Source organism: Streptomyces sp. DS1-CR2 (genome assembly GCF_055760475.1).
In genome coordinates this window covers 723,067-742,291 of the sequence record NZ_CM147085.1, presented here as the reverse complement: position 1 = coordinate 742,291, position 19,225 = coordinate 723,067, and the positions used below count along the sequence as shown (strand labels likewise).

At 69.8% G+C, this 19,225-nt stretch carries 15 protein-coding genes; 6 read left to right on the top strand and 9 right to left on the bottom strand.

Going from position 1 to position 19,225, the window contains the following annotated elements; all coding sequences use genetic code 11:
- Positions 1–126 precede the first annotated feature (126 nt).
- Both ACY0PA_RS03675 and ACY0PA_RS03670 read left to right on the top strand, forming a co-directional pair.
- Positions 127–2,892, top strand: coding sequence for a SpoIIE family protein phosphatase (locus tag ACY0PA_RS03675; RefSeq protein ID WP_473083303.1), 2,766 nt, complete (start codon positions 127–129; stop codon positions 2,890–2,892).
- A gap of 116 nt (positions 2,893–3,008) precedes the next feature.
- The gene (locus ACY0PA_RS03670) at positions 3,009–3,245 is read left to right on the top strand and encodes a hypothetical protein (RefSeq protein ID WP_473083302.1); all 237 of its coding nucleotides are present in this window, start codon (positions 3,009–3,011) and stop codon (positions 3,243–3,245) included.
- Positions 3,246–3,325: 80 nt separating this feature from the next.
- Here ACY0PA_RS03670 and ACY0PA_RS03665 read toward each other — a convergent pair whose 3' ends face one another.
- Positions 3,326–3,511, bottom strand: coding sequence for a hypothetical protein (locus ACY0PA_RS03665; RefSeq protein ID WP_473083301.1), 186 nt, complete (start codon positions 3,509–3,511; stop codon positions 3,326–3,328).
- A gap of 72 nt (positions 3,512–3,583) precedes the next feature.
- On the opposite strand from ACY0PA_RS03665, the gene ACY0PA_RS03660 reads away from it, so the two are divergent.
- Complete coding sequence (locus ACY0PA_RS03660) at positions 3,584–3,790, top strand: DUF5988 family protein (protein ID WP_473083300.1); 207 nt, start codon at positions 3,584–3,586, stop codon at positions 3,788–3,790.
- A 93-nt stretch (positions 3,791–3,883) separates the two neighbouring features.
- Here the strand turns inward: ACY0PA_RS03660 and ACY0PA_RS03655 are convergent, their stop codons facing one another.
- Together ACY0PA_RS03655 and ACY0PA_RS03650 are read right to left on the bottom strand one after the other, a co-directional pair.
- The gene (locus ACY0PA_RS03655) at positions 3,884–4,063 is read right to left on the bottom strand and encodes a glycoside hydrolase domain-containing protein (RefSeq protein ID WP_473083299.1); all 180 of its coding nucleotides are present in this window, start codon (positions 4,061–4,063) and stop codon (positions 3,884–3,886) included.
- Positions 4,064–4,204: 141 nt separating this feature from the next.
- A complete protein-coding gene (locus tag ACY0PA_RS03650; RefSeq protein ID WP_473083298.1) occupies positions 4,205–4,762 on the bottom strand; it encodes a helix-turn-helix domain-containing protein in 558 nt (185 codons plus the stop codon).
- 142 nt (positions 4,763–4,904) lie between these two features.
- Here ACY0PA_RS03650 and ACY0PA_RS03645 point away from each other — a divergent pair, with 142 nt between their 5' ends.
- Positions 4,905–6,158, top strand: a complete 1,254-nt coding sequence (locus tag ACY0PA_RS03645; RefSeq protein WP_473083297.1) for a benzoate/H(+) symporter BenE family transporter — start codon at positions 4,905–4,907, stop codon at positions 6,156–6,158.
- Here the strand turns inward: ACY0PA_RS03645 and ACY0PA_RS03640 are convergent.
- Entirely contained in the window at positions 6,118–6,852 is a 735-nt protein-coding gene (locus ACY0PA_RS03640) for a type 1 glutamine amidotransferase (protein ID WP_473083296.1), read from the bottom strand. The two genes, ACY0PA_RS03645 and ACY0PA_RS03640, sit on opposite strands and share 41 nt — an antisense overlap.
- A gap of 437 nt (positions 6,853–7,289) precedes the next feature.
- On the opposite strand from ACY0PA_RS03640, the gene ACY0PA_RS03635 reads away from it, so the two are divergent.
- Both ACY0PA_RS03635 and ACY0PA_RS03630 read left to right on the top strand, forming a co-directional pair.
- The gene (locus ACY0PA_RS03635) at positions 7,290–10,415 is read left to right on the top strand and encodes a glycoside hydrolase family 2 TIM barrel-domain containing protein (protein WP_473083295.1); all 3,126 of its coding nucleotides are present in this window, start codon (positions 7,290–7,292) and stop codon (positions 10,413–10,415) included.
- On the top strand, positions 10,412–12,379 hold the full coding sequence (locus tag ACY0PA_RS03630; RefSeq protein ID WP_473083294.1) for an alpha-glucuronidase: 1,968 nt from the start codon (positions 10,412–10,414) through the stop codon (positions 12,377–12,379). Before ACY0PA_RS03635 ends, ACY0PA_RS03630 begins: the two co-directional genes overlap by 4 nt.
- A gap of 4 nt (positions 12,380–12,383) precedes the next feature.
- Here the strand turns inward: ACY0PA_RS03630 and ACY0PA_RS03625 are convergent, their stop codons facing one another.
- From ACY0PA_RS03625 to ACY0PA_RS03605, 5 genes are all read right to left on the bottom strand, one after another.
- Complete coding sequence (locus tag ACY0PA_RS03625) at positions 12,384–14,411, bottom strand: beta-galactosidase (protein ID WP_473083293.1); 2,028 nt, start codon at positions 14,409–14,411, stop codon at positions 12,384–12,386.
- Complete coding sequence (locus tag ACY0PA_RS03620; protein ID WP_473083292.1) at positions 14,408–15,124, bottom strand: hypothetical protein; 717 nt, start codon at positions 15,122–15,124, stop codon at positions 14,408–14,410. The genes ACY0PA_RS03625 and ACY0PA_RS03620 overlap by 4 nt, the downstream gene beginning before the upstream one ends.
- Complete coding sequence (locus ACY0PA_RS03615) at positions 15,121–16,623, bottom strand: GH39 family glycosyl hydrolase (RefSeq protein ID WP_473083291.1); 1,503 nt, start codon at positions 16,621–16,623, stop codon at positions 15,121–15,123. The genes ACY0PA_RS03620 and ACY0PA_RS03615 overlap by 4 nt, the downstream gene beginning before the upstream one ends.
- Positions 16,620–18,275: an ABC transporter substrate-binding protein gene (locus tag ACY0PA_RS03610; RefSeq protein WP_473083290.1), complete on the bottom strand. Its 1,656-nt coding sequence runs from the start codon at positions 18,273–18,275 to the stop codon at positions 16,620–16,622. The genes ACY0PA_RS03615 and ACY0PA_RS03610 overlap by 4 nt, the downstream gene beginning before the upstream one ends.
- Positions 18,276–18,339: 64 nt before the next feature.
- Positions 18,340–19,212: a carbohydrate ABC transporter permease gene (locus ACY0PA_RS03605; protein ID WP_473083289.1), complete on the bottom strand. Its 873-nt coding sequence runs from the start codon at positions 19,210–19,212 to the stop codon at positions 18,340–18,342.
- Positions 19,213–19,225 lie beyond the last annotated feature (13 nt).

The following is a 19,225-nucleotide window of genomic DNA, read 5'->3' as shown; positions in this document are numbered from 1 at the left end:
ATCGGACCCCCTCGCCCGGGGCAGGCTGTGAGAGTCCGGGTCTGTCCTCGCCGCGCGTCCCGCGATTCCATCCCGTGGGAAGTGCGGCCTGTGGCCGCTCAGGATCGCCAGTGCTAAAAAGGTCACATGGCGAATCGGTTCGCCGACTTGAGAAGCCTTTCGTTCAGGTCCCTGGTCAGCAGAAGCCCGCGAAGCGTAGCCGGGCAGGTGTTCGTCCTCCAGGTGGCGCTGGTCGTGCTGCTCGTGGTCGCTGGCGTCTTCGCCCTGGTCCTCCAGTCGGACCGGGACAGCAACACTGAGGCCAAGCGTCGCTCCGTCGCCGTGGCGCAGGCGTTTGCGCACTCTCCCGGCGTCGTGGCCGCACTGGAGAGCCCCGACCCGAGCAAGATTCTCCAGCCGCTCACGGAGGCGGCGCGCAAGGCCGCGGGCGTCGACTTCATCGTGGTCCTGGATACCAAGGGCATCCGCTACACCCACCCCCTGCCGAACCTGATCGGAAAGCACTTCGTGGGCACCATCGGGCCGTCGCTCGCGGGGAAGGTGTATACGGAGAGTGTGCAGGGCCCACTCGGCCGGGAGGTCCAGGCCACCGTCCCCATCGACAACGCCGACGGCAAGGTCGTGGGGCTCGTCTCAGCGGGGATGAAGGTCAAGAACGTGGCCAGTCAGGTGACCCGGCAACTGCCGATCATCCTGGGCGCCGGTGCCGGGGCGCTCGTGGTGGCCACCGCGGGCACCGCACTGGTGGGCCGACGGCTGCGACGGCAGACCCACAGCCTTGCCCCAGCCGAGATGACCCGCATGTACGACCACCACGACACGGTGTTGCACTCCGTGCGCGAAGGGGTGCTGATCGTCGACGGCGGCGGGCGGCTGCTGCTGGCGAACGACGAGGCCAGACGGCTGCTGGAGCTGCCCCCTGATGCCGAGGGGCAGCTCGTGTCGGAGCTGTCGAGCCTCGACCCCGAGACGGCGGCGCTGCTCGCCTCCGGGCGCGAGGTCACCGACGAGGTGCACTTCGCCGGAGAACGGCTGCTGGCGGTCAACCAGCGGCACACGGAGCGCGGCGGCGGACCCGTGGGGATGGTGGTGACGCTGCGCGACTCCACCGAGTTGCGGGCGGTGACCGGCAGGGCGGAGACCGCGCGGGAGCGGCTCAAGCTGCTGTATGACGCGGGACTGGGCATCGGCACCACTCTGGACGTCCTGCGCACCGCCGACGAGCTGGCGCAGGTCGCCGTCCCCCGTTTCGCCGACTTCGTCACCGTGGACTTGGCCGACGCTGTCCTGCACGGTGAGGAACCGGCCCACACCGCGACGAACATACGGCGTGCGGCCGTGTACGGCATCAGGGACGACCACCCGCTCTACGAGGAGGGCAGGCTGATCGACTTCCTGCCGTCCACCCCCCAGGCCCGCGGCTACGGGAGCGGCCACGCCCAGCTGGTGGTCGACCTGTCGACCGCCACGGGCTGGCATGCGCAGGACCCGGAGCGCACCAAGAGGATCATGGACTACGGCATTCACACCCTCATCGCCGCCCCGATCCAGGCTCGCGGCGTCGTGCTGGGCATGGCCGACTTCTGGCGCTCCAAGCAGCACGAGCCCTTCGACGAGGAGGAGGTGGCGCTCGCCGAGGAACTGGTGGCCCGAGCAGCGGTCAGCATCGACAACGCCCGCCGCTACACCCGCGAGCACGCCCTCGCGGTGACTCTCCAGCGCAGCCTGCTGCCGCGAGCCCTGCCCGAACAGGGCGCCCTCGACGTCGGCTACCGCTACCTCCCCGCTCAGTCGGGTGTGGGCGGCGACTGGTTCGACGTGATTCCGCTGTCGGGCAGCCGGGTCGCGCTGGCCGTCGGCGACGTGGTCGGCCACGGCCTGCACGCCGCCGCCACCATGGGCCGGCTGCGGACCGCGGTGCACAACTTCTCCTCGCTCGATCTGCCGCCCGACGAGTTGCTGAGCCACATGGACGACCTCGTCGGCCGCATCGACCAGGACGAGTCGAGTACGGAGAGCGCCACGGGCGTCGTGGGTGCCACCTGTCTGTACGCGATCTACGATCCGGTGACGCGCCGCTGTGTCGTGGCGCGTGCCGGGCACCTGGCGCCGGCCCTGGTTCTCCCCGACGGCACCGTCACCTTCCTGGATCTGCCGACCGGGCCGCCCTTGGGTCTGGGCGGGCTGCCGTTCCAGACCGCCGAGCTGGACCTTCCGGAGGGCGCCCAGCTCGTCCTGTACACCGATGGCCTCATCGAGGACCGCAGGCGCGATCTGGACGTGGGCATGGAGCTGCTGCGCCAAGCGCTGTCGGGCCACCCCGACAGGTCGCCCGAGGAGAGCTGCCAGGCAGTGCTCGACGAGCTGCTGCCCGAGCGTCCCAAGGACGACGTCGCCCTGCTGATCGCCCGCACGCGGGGGCTGTCGCGTGACCGGATCGCCGACTGGGACGTGCCGCTCGACCCGGCCGCCGTCGCGGGGATGCGCGACACAGTGGCCGGCAAGCTCGACGAGTGGGGCCTGTCCGAGCTGGCCTTCAGTGTGGAGCTGGTCCTGAGCGAGCTGGTCACCAACGCCATCCGTTACGCCTCCGAGCCGATCCACGTACGGCTGATCCACGACCGTACGCTGATCGTCGAGGTCGCCGACGGCAGCAGCACCTCTCCGCACCTGCGGTATGCCGCGACGATGGACGAGGGCGGCCGCGGCCTGTTCCTGGTGTCGCAGATCGCCGAGCGCTGGGGCACCCGGTACACGCCCCAGGGCAAGGTGATCTGGGCCGAACAGGCTCTTCCCGAGGTCTCCGGCCCGGCGGCGGCTCCCATGGGGGAAGAGGCGCCCGACCCGGACGGGACTCAGGGCGAGGGCGCTCAGGGCGACGGCGCCGAGTAGGACTGCGTTAGGTCTTCCTCTCGGCCGACGCCGACCGCACGACGTATCTGGCCGCCAACCCGTTCATCACCTGGTCCGCCGGCAAGGCCACCTTCACCTGGGACGACTTCCTCACCATGTCGGCGCACCCTCGCGAAGAGAAGAGCCCGGGCCGCGCCAAGCACTGGTGGATCCGCCTCGGCACCAAGGGCAGCGACACCTGGCTCAACACCGCCGACCTCGCCGCAGCGCTGGACAACCTGGGCGACGACGTCAGCCACCTCTACTACTGGGACGAGGGCCACGGCGCGAACATCGACGCCGCCGACTTCATCACGTGGATCGCCAAGGTGACGGGTCGTAAGACGAGGTAGCCACTTCGGCGAGATCCGGTCGCCGGTCTGAGCGGCCGGTGAGTCAGGAACGGGGTGGAGAGCCGAACGAGGGCGACCGGTCAGTCGGAAGCGGCCTGTTCACGGTCACCCGGAGGGCCCGGATCGTCGATGACGGAGCGCCCGGCTCCCGGCCGGTCTGCGACGCGCATACGGTCGCCGACGACCTGGCCGCGCCGGACGCCGCCGAGCTTCCAGCCCACACCGTCGCACAGGGCCGGCCTGACGGCGGTGGGGGTAGCCGGCACCGAATGAGGGCAGTGGCAGACGTGTCGGCGCGTCATGAAGGAGCCGGTCGGGCCTGCGGGGAAGATCGGGACATGGTCGACGCGATGAAAGCAGTACTCGAGGGCGGTCCTGACGATCTTCCTGAGCGGATCGTCTCCGTCTCCACGCCCGGTCTCGACATCAAAATTCTCTTGCGCGGGGGTTACGAGCACTTCAAGGTCACGACACGTCAGGAGGAGACCTCGCAGGGCCTGTTGCCGGTGTACGAGTGGTGGGAGCGCACGGAACTGCCTGGGTAGGTTCCGCTCGCAGCGTGCGGCCCCGTACAGAACGGTTTGCACAGCGGGCAGCCGCAGTGCGGCCCCTGTGTGGAGGGGCCGCAGCCGACAACGTCAGTTCTGGTTGATGGCGGGCGGGGCGGTGCTGACGCCCCAGGTCGTGGGCTTGTCGTCCGCGGAGGTCTTCCACGGGGCGCCGGTCCACGCGTACATCCACGGAGTGTGGAAGTCCGGCTCGTTGTTTTGGGGTTGAAGGCGAAGTTGTTGTGGTAGTCGTACGCGCCGCTCACCCACGACTCCGAGGGTGGCGGATGCCGCGGGAGACAGGTTTCTTCCAGCCACTGCTCGTGGCGCGCGCCGACACTTTCTCGGGCCCGGCCGTCTGACCGATCACCCACCGCCGCGTCCCACGCCGTTGTGAGTCCTCCAAGAGCCTTACAAGGAAGGATCCTTCGAAGACGCGCCCTTCGGGTACCGGACGAAGAGGATGCCCTGGACGTCGCCGTCCGGTGCGCTGTAGAAGTGCGGGGCGTCGGCCGGCCAGTGGGCGTGGCCGCCAGGTCCGGCCGTCTGCGGCGCGTCCGGCAGGCCGACGACCGCCGTTCCGGAGAGCACCATCAGGCTCTCCGTGGTGTGCGGGACATGCGCGGCCGACTCCTGCGTCGCGCCCTCGGCGATGGTGACGCGGAAGACGTCGGTGGCCGCGCCCTCGTCCTCGTACCGCTCCAGGAGGACCGCGGTGACGGCGCTGCCGGAGACTCCGCCCGCGCCCGCCGCGACGCCGGGCGGGTCGTCGAGGACGGCGCTGACCGGGCGGCCGAGCGCGGTGGTCAGGGCGTAGAGCGTTTCCAGGGTGGGGTTGCGCCGGCCCGTCTCGAGTTCCGAGAGCGTGCCCTTGCCGACGCCCGAGCGGCGCGCGAGCTCTGACAGGGACAGGCCGCCGTCCTGCCGCAGCCGCTTCAGTCTGCGGCCCACCTCGTCGTTCAGCCCCATCCGTCCGGTTCCGTCCGTTTCTGCGCCCACCGGTGCTTTGACGTGCCGCCACCTGCGTCCTTAGTGTTCCATAAACGGAACGTTCTGTTTATGGAACTCTCGGAACCGCTCTCCCGCACCCCTTTTCGGAAGTGATGCCCGCATGTCCCCGCTCGCCCGCATACGCGCCACCGCACCGCCTTCGGCCGTGGCGGCGGGGCTCATCGCGGTCACCGTCGGCGTGACCAGTGCCGCTGCCATCGTGTTCACCGCGGCCCGGGCCGCCGGGGCGGACGCGCGCCAGGTGTCCTCGTGGATGCTGGCGCTCGGCGTCGGGATCGCCGTGACCTGCGTGGGCCTGTCGCTGCGGCACAAGGTCCCGATCGTCACCTCCTGGTCGACACCGGGAGCCGCGCTCCTCGCCACGAGCCTGAGCGGGGTGTCCATGGAGAAGGCCGTGGGCGCGTTCGTGTTCAGCGCCGTGCTGATCATGGTGAGCGGTCTGACGGGGTGGTTCGCGCGGATCATGGACCGGATCCCGGTGCCGCTGGCGTCGGCGCTGCTCGGCGGTGTGCTGCTCGAGTTCGGGACGGGGCTCTTCTCCCAGATGGGCGGCAGTTTCGCCATCGCGTTCCCGGTGTTCGTGCTGTATCTCCTCGGGCGTCGACTGCTGCCGCGCTACGCGGTCCTCATCGCGCTCGGCGGCGGAGTCGTCGCCTCCGTCCTCACCGGGGGCTGGCATCTGGAACGGGTCCGACTGTCGCTCGCGCAGCCGGTGTTCACGGCTCCCGAGTTCGACTGGAAGGTGCTGATGAGCGTCGGCGTGCCGCTGTTCGTCGTCACCATGGCTTCGCAGAATCTGCCGGGGGTCGCCGTGCTGCGCGGGTCCGGCTACGAGGTGCCCGTCTCGCCGGTCCTGACGTGGACGGGTGCGGTGCAGGCGGTGCTCGCGCCGTTCGGGGCGTTCGGTATCAACCTGGCAGCGATGACCGCCGCGATCTGCACCGGCGACGGGGCCCACCCCGACCGGCAGCGGCGCTACCTCGCGGCCGTGTGGGCGGGCGTCTTCTACCTGTGCGTCGGCCTGCTCGGCGCGACCGTCGCCTCGCTGCTCACCGCGATGCCGCACGCGCTCGTCCTGGCCGTCGCGGGGGTCGGCATGCTCGCCACCATCGAGGCCTCCCTGGCAAGTGCCCTGTCGGACCCCGGATCCAGGGAGGCGGCCGTCGTCACCTTCCTCGCCACGGCCTCCGGCGTGACGCTGCTCGGCATCGGATCCGCGTTCTGGGGGCTGCTCGCGGGCGTTCTCACCAGCGTCATCGTGTCGGTGGGACGGCGGCGCGGGGCCGCCGCGTCCGCGCCCGCCCCGAAGCCGGTCACGGCCGCCTCGCGCACACCTGGGCGAACCTCCGCGTGAATACCGACCACGCCGAGACCGCCGCGCCCTCGTCGGCCACGGCCTCGGCGTGCAGCCGGTCCCTGTCGAAGCCCTGCCGGGCCAGCAGCTCCCGGTCCCACCAGGCGATCCGGTCGGCCTCCGCCTCAGGGTGAAACTGCACACCCCAGGCCCGCGGCCCGACCCGGAACGCCTGGTGGGGGCAGGCCGCGCTGGACGCCAACCAGGTGGCGCCCGGCGGGAGTTCGGTGATCGCGTCGACGTGCCGTTCGATCGCGGGCGCCGTCGCGCCGAGCCCGTACAGCAGCGGATCGTCGGCGGCTTCGGGGCGCAGCCGGATCTGTGTGCTGCCGAACTCGGGCTGCCCATGATTCGCCCGTACGCTGCCGCCCGCGACCTGTGCGAGCAACTGGCCACCGAGGCAGATGCCGAGCACGGGCGAGCCGTCGTCCAGTGCCTGCGCGACGAGCCGGCGCGTGGCCGGGAGCCAGGGCGCGCGCTCGTCGTCGTCGGGCAGGAAGCCGCCGCCGAGCACGAGGAGCGGCCTGCCGTCGAGCGCCTCGGGCAGGGTCTCCCCCTCGTAGGGACGCAGCACTTCGAGACCGAGTCCCGCGTCGCGCAGCCAGGCCCCGACCCGGCCGGGACCGCCGCTGCTGGTGTTCTGTATGACCACGGCGGTCTGTGGGCCTGGGCCCTGTGCGTGCGAGGGCGTCATCGCCTCAGCTCCTCTGCTCGGCATCTGCGTTCGCTGCCTTGATCTCCACGTTGATCAAGGCAGCAGATCAGGGCGCGACGCGCGACGTCAACGGTCCGTCGGCCGCCCGGCTCCCAGGGGGCATGTCCCACCCCCACCAGAGCGGCAACAATGACAGCCATGCCCCCGAAGACCGCCAAGAAGCAGGCCATGACTCTGAGGCTACGTGTGCCCCATCCGGCCTCGGTGCGCCTTTGCCCTGGCTGACCTTCTTGTCGTAGTAGGTGCGGGAGCCAGGGGCGCTGAGCCAGGCGAACGCGGCCGGTAGGAACGAGGCGAGACGGCGGTCGGGAAGCATATTTGGAAAGGCCCTTGACTAATCCCGGCCCGAAGCCGAAAGAATCAGTCCGCTCAAGTTGCTTTCTGGTGAGTCGTGTTGGCTTCGAGGGGACCCGTTCATGCATGTCACCCGTAGAACCGTGCTGGCCGCGAGCGCGGCCGGCTCCATGGCCGGGACGTTCGCGGTGCCCGCACCGGGCGCGGCCGCCGCTGACCGCACCGGTCCGGTCGGCCGCCGCACCGTCGACCTCGCCGACGGCTGGCGATTCGCGCTCGTCAGCCCAGACGGCATCAGCGACCCGACGGGAGACTACGCCGACGCCGAGCAGCCCGGCTTCGACGACGGAGACTGGCGGATGGTCGCCGTCCCGCACGACTGGAGCATCGAGCAGACCCCCACGACGGAGCACAACACGACCAGCGGCACCGGCTTCCTGCCCGGCGGACTCGGCTGGTACCGCAAGAAGTTCACCGTCCCCGCCGCCTACGCGGGCAAGCGGATCTCCGTCGAGTTCGACGGCGTCTACATGGACGCGAACGTCTACGTCAACGGCGAGCTCGTCGGCAACCACCCCTACGGCTACACCGGTTTCGCCTACGACATCACCGACCTGCTGCACTCGGACGGCGCCACCCCCAACGTCCTCGCGGTCGAGGTCCGCAACCGACTGCCCAGCAGCCGCTGGTACTCGGGCAGCGGCATCTACCGCCGCGCCCGCCTGGTGATCACCGAACCGGTGCACGTCCAGCGTTGGGGCACCTTCGTGACGACGCCCGACCTCGCCGCCACCCTCGACAAGGGATACGCGACGGTCGACGTCCGTACGGCCGTCGTCAACGAATCCGATGAGACGGCGCCGGCCGTTACCATCGTGTCCACCGTCCGCGACGCCAAGGGCCGCCGCGTCGCCCGCACCGAATCCGTACTGAAGGACGTCGGGTCCGACCCGGCCACGGCGCACGGCCAAATGACCCTCCGCGAGCCGCAGTTGTGGTCCATCGATACCCCCGGCCACCGCTACACCCTCGTCACCGACCTGCGTGTGGACGGCCGTACCGTCGACACCTACCGCACCCGGTTCGGCGTGCGGCACGCGACTTTCGACCCGGACCACGGCTTCTCGCTCAACGGCACTCACGCCAAGCTCAAGGGCGTCGACCTCCACCACGACCTCGGCGCCCTCGGTGCCGCCGTCCAGCCGGACGCCGTCCGCCGCCAGCTGGCCATCATGAAGTCCATGGGCGTGAACGCGCTGCGCACGTCCCACAACCCGCCCGCCCCCGAGGTGATCGAGGCCTGCGAGGACCTCGGCATCGTCATGCTCGTGGAGGCCTTCGACTGCTGGCGCACCGGAAAGAACCCATACGACTACGGCCGGTTCTTCGACGCGCACAGCGACGCCGACATCGCCGAAATGGTGCGCGCCGCCCGCAACTCGCCCGCCGTCCTGATGTGGTCGATCGGCAACGAGATCCCCGACTCGACCCGGGCCGAAGGCGTGGACATGGCGCGGCGGCTCGTCTCCGACATCAAGGCCCTCGACACGACCCGGCCGATCGTCATCGGCTCCGACAAGTACCGCTCGCTGCCCGCCGCCGGGTCGCCCGCGGACCTGATCCTGGCCGGGCTGGACGGCCTCGGCCTCAACTACAACACCGCCGCGTCCGTCGACGCGCTGCACGCCCGCTACCCGCACCTGTTCCTCTTCGAGTCCGAGTCGTCGTCGGAGACGTCCACCCGTGGCACGTACCAGGAGCCCGAGCACCTCAACACCGGTGAGAACCACACCCCGGGCCGACGCGCCACGTCCAGCTACGACAACAACCTCGCCTCGTGGACGATGAGCGGCGAGTACGGCCTGAAGAAGGACCGCGACCGGCGCTTCTTCGCGGGCGAGTTCCTGTGGTCCGGCATCGACTACATCGGCGAGCCGACCCCGTACGACGTGTTCCCCGTGAAGGCGTCGTTCTTCGGTGCGGTCGACACGGCCGGGTTCCCCAAGGACATGTACCACCTCTTCCGCAGCCAGTGGACCGATGAGCCGATGGTGCACCTGCTGCCCATGGACTGGACGACGCACAAGCCCGGCCACGAGGTGGAGGTATGGGCGTACGCGAACGTCGCCGAGGTCGAACTCTTCCTCAACGGCCGTTCCCTGGGCGTGCGTTCCTTCGACGCGAAGAAGACCGTCGACGGCCGCGCCTACCTGGAGACCACGGAGGCGACACACGACGACAAGACGGTCACTTCCGGTCCCTACCCCGGCAGTTACACGTCGCCGAACGGCAGCGCCGGCAGGCTGCACCTGACGTGGCAGGTTCCGTACGCGGCAGGCGAGTTGAAGGCCGTAGCCCGCGCGGGCGGCAAGGTCGTGGCGACGGACGTGCTGCGCACCGCCGGGACGCCGCACGGTGTGCGCCTCACCGCCGACCGCAGGTCCGTCGCCGCCGACGGGCGTTCGCTGGTCTTCGTCACGGCCGAGGTCGTCGACGCGCGCGGCGTGCTCGTCCCCGATGCCGAGCACCTCCTCGAATTCGCCGTGAAGGGCGGTGGGCTGGCGGGTCTGGACAACGGGCGGCAGGAGAGCGCCGAGCGGTACCAGGCCAGTACGCGCACCGCCTTCCACGGACTCGCGCTCGCCATGGTGCGGGCGGGCACCGAACCGGGCGCGCTGACCGTCACGGCCACCGCCGACGGACTGCGCGCCGGGAAGATCTCCGTGCGGGTGGCGGGACCGGCGGGCGGGCCCGTCACGCGGGCCGAACCCTTCGCCCCCGACCCCGGACCTGGAGCATCCGAGTACCCACTCGCCGACGCGAGTTACTCCGGCGCAACCGACACTCTCCCCGCCGCGATGCTCGACGGGAACCCCGCGACCCAGTGGTCCAACTCCTTCCACAAGGCGGCCACCGCCCTGCTGCCCGCCTTCGACGGCGCCCGGCCCACCGACTGGGTGTCGGTTGCATGGGCGCAGGAGCGCGAGATCGGCCGGGTCGAAGTCTCTTTCACGGTCGACGCGAAACACTCCCTGCCCGCCTCTGTCGACGTGTCGGTCTGGGACGGAAAGGGCTATGTCGCCGTGCGTGACGCCGACATCGACTGGGCGATGGCGTCCGGTGAGCCGACCGTCATCACCTTCGACGCGGTGCACGCCAACCGTCTCCGCCTGGACCTGACCAGCCGCAGGCCCGGCGAACCCGCCCGAGCGTTCGGGATCGTCGCGCTCGATGTGGCGGCGTCATGACCGGCCCGAGCGGGATCGACCACGCCTGGCTGCCCGACGAGGCGCTGCGTGGCATCGGATCACGGCGCGTCACGATCGAGGGCGACGGCCCGCTCGTCGACACGCTGCGCGCCGAAGTCGCGTACGCCCAGGGCAACGTCGGCGCATTGCAGGGTGACGGAGACGTCGTGTTCCGACTCGACGGTGATGCCGACACCGGCCCCGAGGGTTTCACTCTGACGCGGTCCGGCGGGCGCACCACCGTTACGGCCACCGCTCCCGCCGGCCTCCTGTACGGCTTCTTCCATGTCGTGCGCCTCGGCGCCGCCGCGTTCACCGACGCCCCCGAGCAGACCCACCGCCCCGCTCTCTCCAGGCGCATGCTCAACCACTGGGACAACATCGACGTCCACCCCGTGATGGGCCAGGTCGAGCGCGGCTACGCGGGCGGCTCGCTGTTCTGGGAGGAAGGACGGGCGCGCGGGGACCTTGACCGGGTCCGCGCCTACGCACGGCTCCTCGCGGCCTGCGCGATCAACGCCGTCTGCGTCAACAACGTCAACGTCCATGAGACCGAGGCCCGGCTCCTCACCGACCGCACCGGTGAAGTGGCAGCCATCGCGGGGCAGTTGCGGGCCTACGGCATCCGCACCCACCTCTCCGTCAGCTTCGCCGCGCCCGTCGTCCTGGGCGGGCTCGACACCGCGGACCCGCTCGACGACGGTGTACGGGACTGGTGGCGGACGGCCGCCGACCACCTGTACGCGCATATCCCCGACTTCGGCGGCTTCGTCGTCAAGGCCGACTCCGAAGGACAGCCGGGTCCCTTCGCCTACGGCCGCAGTCACGCCGACGGCGCGAACCTGATCGCCGACGCGCTCGCCCCGCACGGCGGCACCGTCCACTGGCGGGCCTTCGTCTACAACCACACCCAGGACTGGCGCGACCGGACCACGGACCGGGCGCGCGCCGCGTACGACCACTTCGCCGCGCTCGACGGACAGTTCAAGGACAACGCGGTGCTCCAGGTCAAGTATGGACCGATGGACTTCCAGGTCCGCGAACCCGTCTCTCCGGTCATCGGCGCCCTGCCCCGCACCCGGGTCGCGGTCGAGCTGCAGGCCACCCAGGAGTACACCGGGCAGCAGCGGCACGTGTGCGCGCTCGCCCCGATGTGGTCCGGAGTGCTCGGCTTCCGGCCCGAGGGCGAGGACGGCGCCACCGTCGGCGAACTCGCGGGCGGTGGCGGCCTGGTGGCCGTCTCGAACGCCGGAGCCGACCCCTACTGGACCGGGCACCCGCTCGCCCAGTTCAACCTGTACGCGTTCGGCCGTCTGGCCTGGCAGCCGGACGCCGACCAGGAGCAACTCCTCGATGAATGGATCGAGTTGACGTTCACGCCGCAACGCACCGCCGACCCCGAGCGGCTGCGCTCCGGCCTGCGTGCGGTACTGCGCGGCTCCTGGGCGACGTACGAGAAGTACACCGCGCCGCTGGGCGTCGGCTTCATGGTGCAGCCCGGGCACCACTACGGGCCCAGCGTCGACGGGTACGAGTACAGCCCCTGGGGCACCTACCACTTCGCCGACCGCGACGGCATCGGCGTCGACCGCAGCCGCGCCACCGGCACCGGGTACGCGGCCCAGTACGCCAAGCCCTGGTCACAGACGTACGAGACGCCCGAGAGCTGCCCCGACGAGCTGCTCCTGTTCTTCCACCACGTCCCGTACGGGCACGTCCTGCACAGCGGCAAGACGGTGATCCAGCACATCTACGACACCCATTTCGAGGGCGTCGAGGAGGCCGAGGCGGCACAGAGGGTGTGGGCGTCGCTGGCCGATCTGGTGGCGCCCGCGCGGCACGCCCGGGTGGCCGAGCTGTACGAGGAGCAGCTGCGCAGCGCCCGCGAGTGGCGCGACCACGTGAACAGCTACTTCCTGCGCAAGTCCGGGATCCCGGACGCGGGCGGGCGCCGTATCTACTGACGGCTCATGCGAGGCGCAGTACGCACACGCCCAGCGGGTCGAGCGTGAGGGGCTCGCCGGGCGTGTACGCCTTGCCCGTCAGGAGGTCCGTCGCCGACTCGTGGACCGTCAACTCCACCTCCACAGAAGCGTGGTTGAGAAGGAACAACAGGCGCGTCCCGTCGGGGGCGACACGGGTCGCCGTCTCCACGCCGGCCACCTCGGCGTACGGACCGACGAGACCGTGCCGGGAAAGCACCTGGCGCACCACCCGGTCCGTACCCGCATCGTCGAGCTGCGTTGCCACGTACCAGCCCTCGCCGCCGCGCTCCCCGAAACGGTTTCGGGTGACGGCGGGGGTTCCGGCGTAGAAGTCGGTGGTGTAGGTGGCGACGGGCTCGGCGCCCTGCGGCACGACGAGCTCGAAGACCAGCCGGGCCGGTGAGCGCAGGTCGCCGAAGTCGACCGGGTTCGTCACCTCCGCCGCCCGGGAATCCCACTCGTCGACCCGGACACCCATCAGCGGCCCGAGCGGGCCTGGCACATCCGTGAGGAAGGCGCGGTCGTGCTCGTCGCCGCGCCCGGACAGGTAGGTCGTCACTACGGTGCCGCCTCGCTCCGCCACCGCCTCCAGACGTGCGGCCAGGTCTCCCTTCACCAGGTGCAGCAGGGGTGCGAGGACCACGTCGTACGCCGACAGGTCCGCTGTCACGGGGACGACGTCGACGTCCGCGCCCGCCGTGCGCGCGGCCCGGTAGTAGGAGTGCACGACATCCTGATAGCGCACCAGACGCGACGGGCCGTCCGACATCTCCAGCGCCCACCAGCTGTCCCAGTCGAAGAGCAGAGCGGTCCGGGCGGGCGTCCGGGCGCCCAGCGTCACCCCGCCCGCCTGGCCCAACTCCTGTCCCAGTTCCGCCACGTCCCGGAACACGCGGGTGTCGTCGCGGCCCGCGTGGCCGATGACCGCCCCGTGGTACTTCTCGCACGCCCCGCGCGAGGCCCGCATCTGGAAGTACAGGACCGCGTCCGCGCCGTGCGCGACCGCCTGCCAGCTCGCGAGCCGCAACTCGCCGGGCCTGCGCAGCGGATTGACGTCGCGGCAGGCTGTGGTGGACGGCGTCTGCTCCATCAGCCAGAACGGGGCGCCGCCCTTCAGTCCGCGCATCAGGTCGTGCGCGAGGGCCGGCCAGGTCGGCGGCGCGTCCAGCGGCGGATAGCTGTCCCACGACGCGAAGTCGAGATGCGGGGCCCAGCGGTGATAGTCCAACGGCCGGTACATCCCCATGAAGTTGGTGGTCACGGGGGTGTGCGGACTGTGGGCGCGCACAGCCTCCTTCTCGGCGACGAAGCAGCCGAGCAGCGCGTCCGTGGTGAACCGGTGGTAGTCGAGCGTGATGCCCTGGAAAGCGGTGTGGTCCGGGCCGCGCCAGTGCTCGGTGAGAGCGCTGGGCGGCTCGATCTCTGACCAGTCCGTGTAGCGGTGCGACCAGAAGGCCGTCCACCACGCGTCGTTCAGGGCGTCCAGCGAGCCGTACCGCTCGCGCAGCCAGCCGCGGAACGCCTCCGCGCACAGAGCGCAGTAACAGGCACCGCCGTACTCGTTGTTGATGTGCCAGGCGAGCAGCGCCGGATGGTCCGCGTACCGCTCGGCGATCCGTCCCGCCAGCGTCGTGGACAGGCGGCGGTACGCCGGTGAGCTCGGGCAGAAGTTGTGCCGCTGCCCGTAGCCGTGCCGGCGGCCCTCGAAGTCGGTGCGGTTCACCTCCGGGTGGGCCTTCGCGAGCCAGGGCGGTAGCGCGGCTGTGCCGGTGGCCAGGACGATGCGGCGCCCTGCGGCCGACGCCCGGTCCACGATCCGGTCGAGGACCGTGAAGTCGTAGGTGTCCGGGGCAGGTTGGAGGAGCGACCATGCGAACACGCCCACCGTCAGCGTGTCGATCCCGGCTTTGCCGAACAGGCGGTGGTCGGCGTCCCAGACCTCCTCCGGCCACTGCTCGGGGTTGTAGTCACCGCCGTAGGGGATGGCAGTGGTGGCGGGCACGCCGTTCATGCGGTGAAGTCCTCCCGGGTCTCGGCGATGATCGGACGGCTGGTGTGCAGCAGCGACAGGAGCAGCACCGGAGCGAGCAGCAGAGGCAGCGCCTCGGTCCACCACAAGGTGGCCGCCGTCGCGACGACGAGCAGACTGGCCGCGCCGAGTGTCGCCCGGCCGTGCCGCAGGAGGAAGTACCCGGCGAGTCGCGCCGTGTCGACGGCCCGGAACGTGAACAGGGACGTGAGCACCAGCGCGTGCGCGCCCCAGAGAAGCGCGCCCACTCCGATGACCCCGAGCAGTACCGCCCACCAGCCGGGCAGTCCGGTCGAGGCGAAGTGGGTGAGGCCGTACGTGATGACGGTCAGCCAGGCGATCAGCGGAACCCATATCCGCAGCGCAGCGGTGGAGTTGAGGCGTAGCCCTCGCAGATAGGCGCGGGCCGGCCGCAGTTCCGTCAGGTCGCGGCTGCGGTGGTGCAGGGCGTACAGGGCGGCGGACAGGGCCGGGCCGAGCGGCGCGAGGCACAACGCGGCCAGCGGCAGGTTCGCCGGGTCCGCACCGAGGAACAGGAGCCCGAGCAGGCTGGGCGCCAGCGTGAGCAGCAGCAGGCCCTCGACGGTCACAAGCGTGTGGATGAGGGCGCAGGCCCGCGACAACGGTCCGTCACCGAAGACGCGGGAGGCGCGCGGCAGGGCCGCCCCGGGGGAGCCGGCCTGTGCGGCGCTCATCCGGAACCACCGCCCCCGAGAATCCGGCTCTCGTCCCACCAGTCGGGAGACTCCTCGGTCACCGGGCTGAGCTCGACCAGCGTCACCTCGTGCGGCTCGAGCGTGAGGTCGACGGCCACCCTGAACTCTTCGATGGGCAGCCGGAGATGGGACCTGGCCGGTTCCGCGGCGTCGTGCAGCATGTCGAGCTGGTGCGTCCGTGGTGATTGCGGGCTGCCCATCCGGCGCCACGCGGTGTATGCGTTGCCGCGCTCCTCGTCGACGCTGGAGCGGCGCAGGAAGGCCGCGCCGCGCTCGGCGGCGCCGACCGGGACGGACAGCCGCAGCGTGTGCAGGTCTGTCCCGGGCGGCGCCCACGCCAGAACCGTGACCCGCCCGTCGGGGTGCCGGGTGACGAGATGGTCGTCACCACGGGCGAGCACATCACGGCCCATGCGGGCCATGAACGCGTACAGGTGGTACGTGGGCTTCCTGACCTGGCGGTGTGTCAGGAGCCCGAAACCGCCGTGGAACAGCGCTGTCGGAACCCCCACCTCCTCGAACATGTCGCTGAACGTCCAGTACGAGAAGGAGTCCACCAGATCCCCGCCGGCCGCCAGGACCGGAGCCAGGTACGCGGCGTGAAAGGCCGTGTCGTGGACCGGGTTGTCCGGGCGGTAGGAGGAGTTGAACTCCGTGATGTGGACCGGAAGGCCGGCCAGCGATGTGCCTTTCAGCTCGCGCCGCGGGGCCCCGAACTGCTCCAGCAGGCGCTCGGCCGGGGCCAGCGTCTGGTACGTCCCGAACGGCACCGGCTGCGCGGGCCCCGAAGTGTACGCATGGCGTGACACGAAGTCGACCGGCAGATCCCGCCGCTCCACGAACTCCGCGAACCGCCCGAGCCAGCCCTCGTCCGCGCCGGGCGACACGGCGGGCCCGCCGACCTGGAGCGACGCGTCGACGTCCTTCACCGCATGCGCCGTCACCTCGTAGAGACGGTGGTATGCCGCCTGGTCGGCGCCCTCCCAGAAGTCCGGCAGATCCGGCTCGTTCCACACCTCGACGGGCCAGTCGCGCACCTCCTCCAGGCCGTAACGGTCCACGAGGTGGGTCAGTGTCGCGCGTACCAGGTCCGCCCATTCCCGGTGTGAGGAGGGCGGTGTCACATTCCCCTGCCACCAGAAGACGGTCTGCCCGCCGGACGCCAACTCGCGGGGCATGAAGCCGAGTTCGAGGAAGGGGCGGATGCCGAGTGCGAGACAGGCGTCGACGACCTGGTCGACGTAGGTGAACGAATGACGCACCTGTCGGGCGCCCCGCCACTCGTACGGCCGGTACACGCCCATCCCGTCGCTGAACAGCCCGTGCCCGCGGATGTGCCGGAAGCCGATCTCTTTCTGGAGCAGCGCGAGGGAGTCCTGGTAGTCGCGGCGCAGGGCGAGTTCGAGGCGGCCCGTGCCGACGCACGCCCGCCACGCCTCGGAGAGGACGCTCTGCGACTCGGCCGGGACGGGGATCATCCGTTGTCCTTCTTGTACCGCTCGTAGGCCTTGTTGTGCAGATCCACGAGCTGCTGCATGTTCTTGGCCTTGAGCTCGGTGACGTAGTCGTCCCACTCGGACAGCGGCCGCTTGCCGAGGGCGAACTTGAGGGTGTTCTGGTTCATGTGGTCCGTGAGCGGCGTCTCCCAGAGCGAGGCCTGCTCCTGCTCCGCGGACCGCAGCGGGTGGGCTGGGGCGATCGGCATCTGCTTCCGCCTGGCCATGACGTCCTGGAACTTCTTCTCGTCCGGGCTGAAGGTGGAGGACACCAGCTGCCAGCTGCCGCCGTAGGTGAAGACGCCGTTGAAGAAGCCGTAGTCCTTCTGCAGATCCTTGGGGGCCTTGGGGTCGGAGCCCATGAGGCTGATTCCGGGCTTCAGCTTGTACTGGCCGCCGGACTTCGTGTACGTGACGCCCTCGACGCCCCACTTGCAGAATGCCTGGCCTTCGTCCGAGTAGAAGAGCCAGTCCGTGAACTGCATCAGCGCGACGAAGTTGTCGCTCTTGAGCGCCTTGCTGGAGATCATGAGGCCGTTCTCCAGGCGGATGCCGCCGAGCACGACCTCACCGGCCGGGCCGATCGGCACCGGAATCATCTCGATCTTCGCACCCTTCACCTGACGCTCCAGGTTGTAGCGGTACTTCTGCACCAGCTCCTGTGGGTTCGCGCTGATCGCGAAGGACTTCTCCGCCAGCAGCTTCTTCACCGCGTTGTCGTCGGTCTGGGTGAAGCTCTCCGGGTCCATCAGCTTCTCGGCGACCAGCTTGTGCAGATACTCGATGACCTGCCGGAACTCGTCCGTCGCCCCGGTGAAGACGAACTTCTGCGCCTTCGTGTCGAAGGTGATGTTCTCGTACGTCCAGCCGGCCCGGACGCCGTAGGCCTGCCCGAGATAGCTGAGCAGGGCGCCCGCCGGGAAGACCGTATTGGTGCTCCAGCGGTCGGAGAGGGGGTAGCTGTCGGGGTACTCGGCCTTGATCGCCTTGAGGACGTCGTACACCTCGTCCCACGTCGACGGCAGGCTCACGCCGATCTTGTCGAGGACGTCGGTGCGGAAGGACAGCGAGTATCCGGACTTGGGCTTCTCGTGGAGCCCGGGCAGCAGGTAGTACTTTCCGTCGGACTGGCGGATGGAGTCCAGCTCGGGCTCCAGCTTCCACCGCTTCACCTTGTCCTGGAAGTTGGGCATCAGGTGCACGTACTCGCTCACCGGCAGGATCGCACCCGACGACACGAACGCGACCTCGGAGGGGTGGTACGTCTTGGGGATCAGGAAGGGGGCGTCACCCGAGCCGATCAGCAGGCTGCGCTTCTTCTCGTAGTCGCTCAGCGGGACGTCGACGGGCTGCAGTGTGATGCCGGTGCGCTTGGTGACCTCCTTCCAGAACAGCCAGTTCTTCTTCAGCGGGTACGTCGGGTTGTCGTTGTGCAGGACAGCGAAGGACAGCGCCTTGGTCGCCTTGAACTGCTCGCCGGCGTCGTACTTCTTCATGGCGCCGTTCCGCTTCTTCGACAGGTCCTTGCTGTCGCCGCCGTCGTCACCGCTGCCGCAGCCGGTGAGTACGGCGAGTCCGGCGAACCCCGCCGCGGCGAGCAGCGACCTTCTCGACAGCTGGCCTGTGTTCGTCACGTGAACTCCCTTGTTCTACAAGTCTGTTGAGGCGTTATTGCGGTCATGCGTGCAGTGGTTGCGCTCAGCCCTTGACCGCGCCGAGCATCACGCCCGAGACGAAGTACCGCTGCACGAACGGGTAGACGGCGAGGATCGGCAGCGCCGTGAGCACGATGGTCACGGACTGGATGTTCGCGGCGGCCTGGGTGAGCTGGTCGGCCGCGGCCCCCGCGTTGCCGCCCTCGGTGGCGCCCGAGATGAGGTTGCGCAGATAGACGGTGACCGGCATCAGATCGGCCCTGTCCATGTACAGGAACGCCGAGAACCATGAGTTCCAGAACGACACCGAGTAGAAGAGCACCATGGTCGCGATGACGGCCTTCGACAACGGCAGCACGATCCGCAGCAGAGTCCCGTAAGTGCTCAGGCCGTCGATCTGCGCGGCCTCCTCGAGCTCCGCGGGCATGTTCTCGAAGAACGCCTTCATCACCAGGAGGTTGAAGACGCTGATGGCGTTCGGCAGGGCGATCGCCCAGATCGAGTTCTTCAGGCCGAGGCTGGTGATCAGCACGTAGTTGGGGATCAGACCACCGGAGAAGAACATCGTGAAGACGGCGATGCCGACGAGGAACGTACGCCCGCGCAGATCCTTCTTCGACAGGACGTACGCGTAGATCGTGGTGAGGGCCATGGCGACAGCGGTGGAGAGCACCGTATAGAGGACGGTGTTCCCGTAACTGCGCCAGAACGCCCCGTCCTGGAAGACGACCTTGTACGTGGTGAGGTTGAAGCCCTTGGGCCACAGCGCCACCTCGCCCGCCCGGATCTGGTGCTCCCCGCTGAACGAGCGGGCGACGATGTTGATGATCGGGTAGAGCGTGACCACCACGACCAGCGTCAGGATCACGGCGTTGACGCCCTGGAAGACGCGGTAGCCGCGGGTCGGGCTGGTCACGGTCGTCGCGGCG

Coding starts and splice junctions, on each gene's coding strand:
- ACY0PA_RS03670 (WP_473083302.1), top strand. CDS start 3,009: ATGTCGGCGCACCCTCGCGAAGAGAAGAGCCCGGGCCGCGCCAAGCAC.
- ACY0PA_RS03675 (WP_473083303.1), top strand. CDS start 127: ATGGCGAATCGGTTCGCCGACTTGAGAAGCCTTTCGTTCAGGTCCCTG.
- ACY0PA_RS03660 (WP_473083300.1), top strand. CDS start 3,584: ATGGTCGACGCGATGAAAGCAGTACTCGAGGGCGGTCCTGACGATCTT.
- ACY0PA_RS03650 (WP_473083298.1), bottom strand. CDS start 4,762: ATGGGGCTGAACGACGAGGTGGGCCGCAGACTGAAGCGGCTGCGGCAG.
- ACY0PA_RS03620 (WP_473083292.1), bottom strand. CDS start 15,124: ATGAGCGCCGCACAGGCCGGCTCCCCCGGGGCGGCCCTGCCGCGCGCC.
- ACY0PA_RS03615 (WP_473083291.1), bottom strand. CDS start 16,623: ATGATCCCCGTCCCGGCCGAGTCGCAGAGCGTCCTCTCCGAGGCGTGG.
- ACY0PA_RS03630 (WP_473083294.1), top strand. CDS start 10,412: ATGACCGGCCCGAGCGGGATCGACCACGCCTGGCTGCCCGACGAGGCG.
- ACY0PA_RS03645 (WP_473083297.1), top strand. CDS start 4,905: ATGTCCCCGCTCGCCCGCATACGCGCCACCGCACCGCCTTCGGCCGTG.
- ACY0PA_RS03635 (WP_473083295.1), top strand. CDS start 7,290: ATGCATGTCACCCGTAGAACCGTGCTGGCCGCGAGCGCGGCCGGCTCC.
- ACY0PA_RS03625 (WP_473083293.1), bottom strand. CDS start 14,411: ATGAACGGCGTGCCCGCCACCACTGCCATCCCCTACGGCGGTGACTAC.
- ACY0PA_RS03640 (WP_473083296.1), bottom strand. CDS start 6,852: ATGACGCCCTCGCACGCACAGGGCCCAGGCCCACAGACCGCCGTGGTC.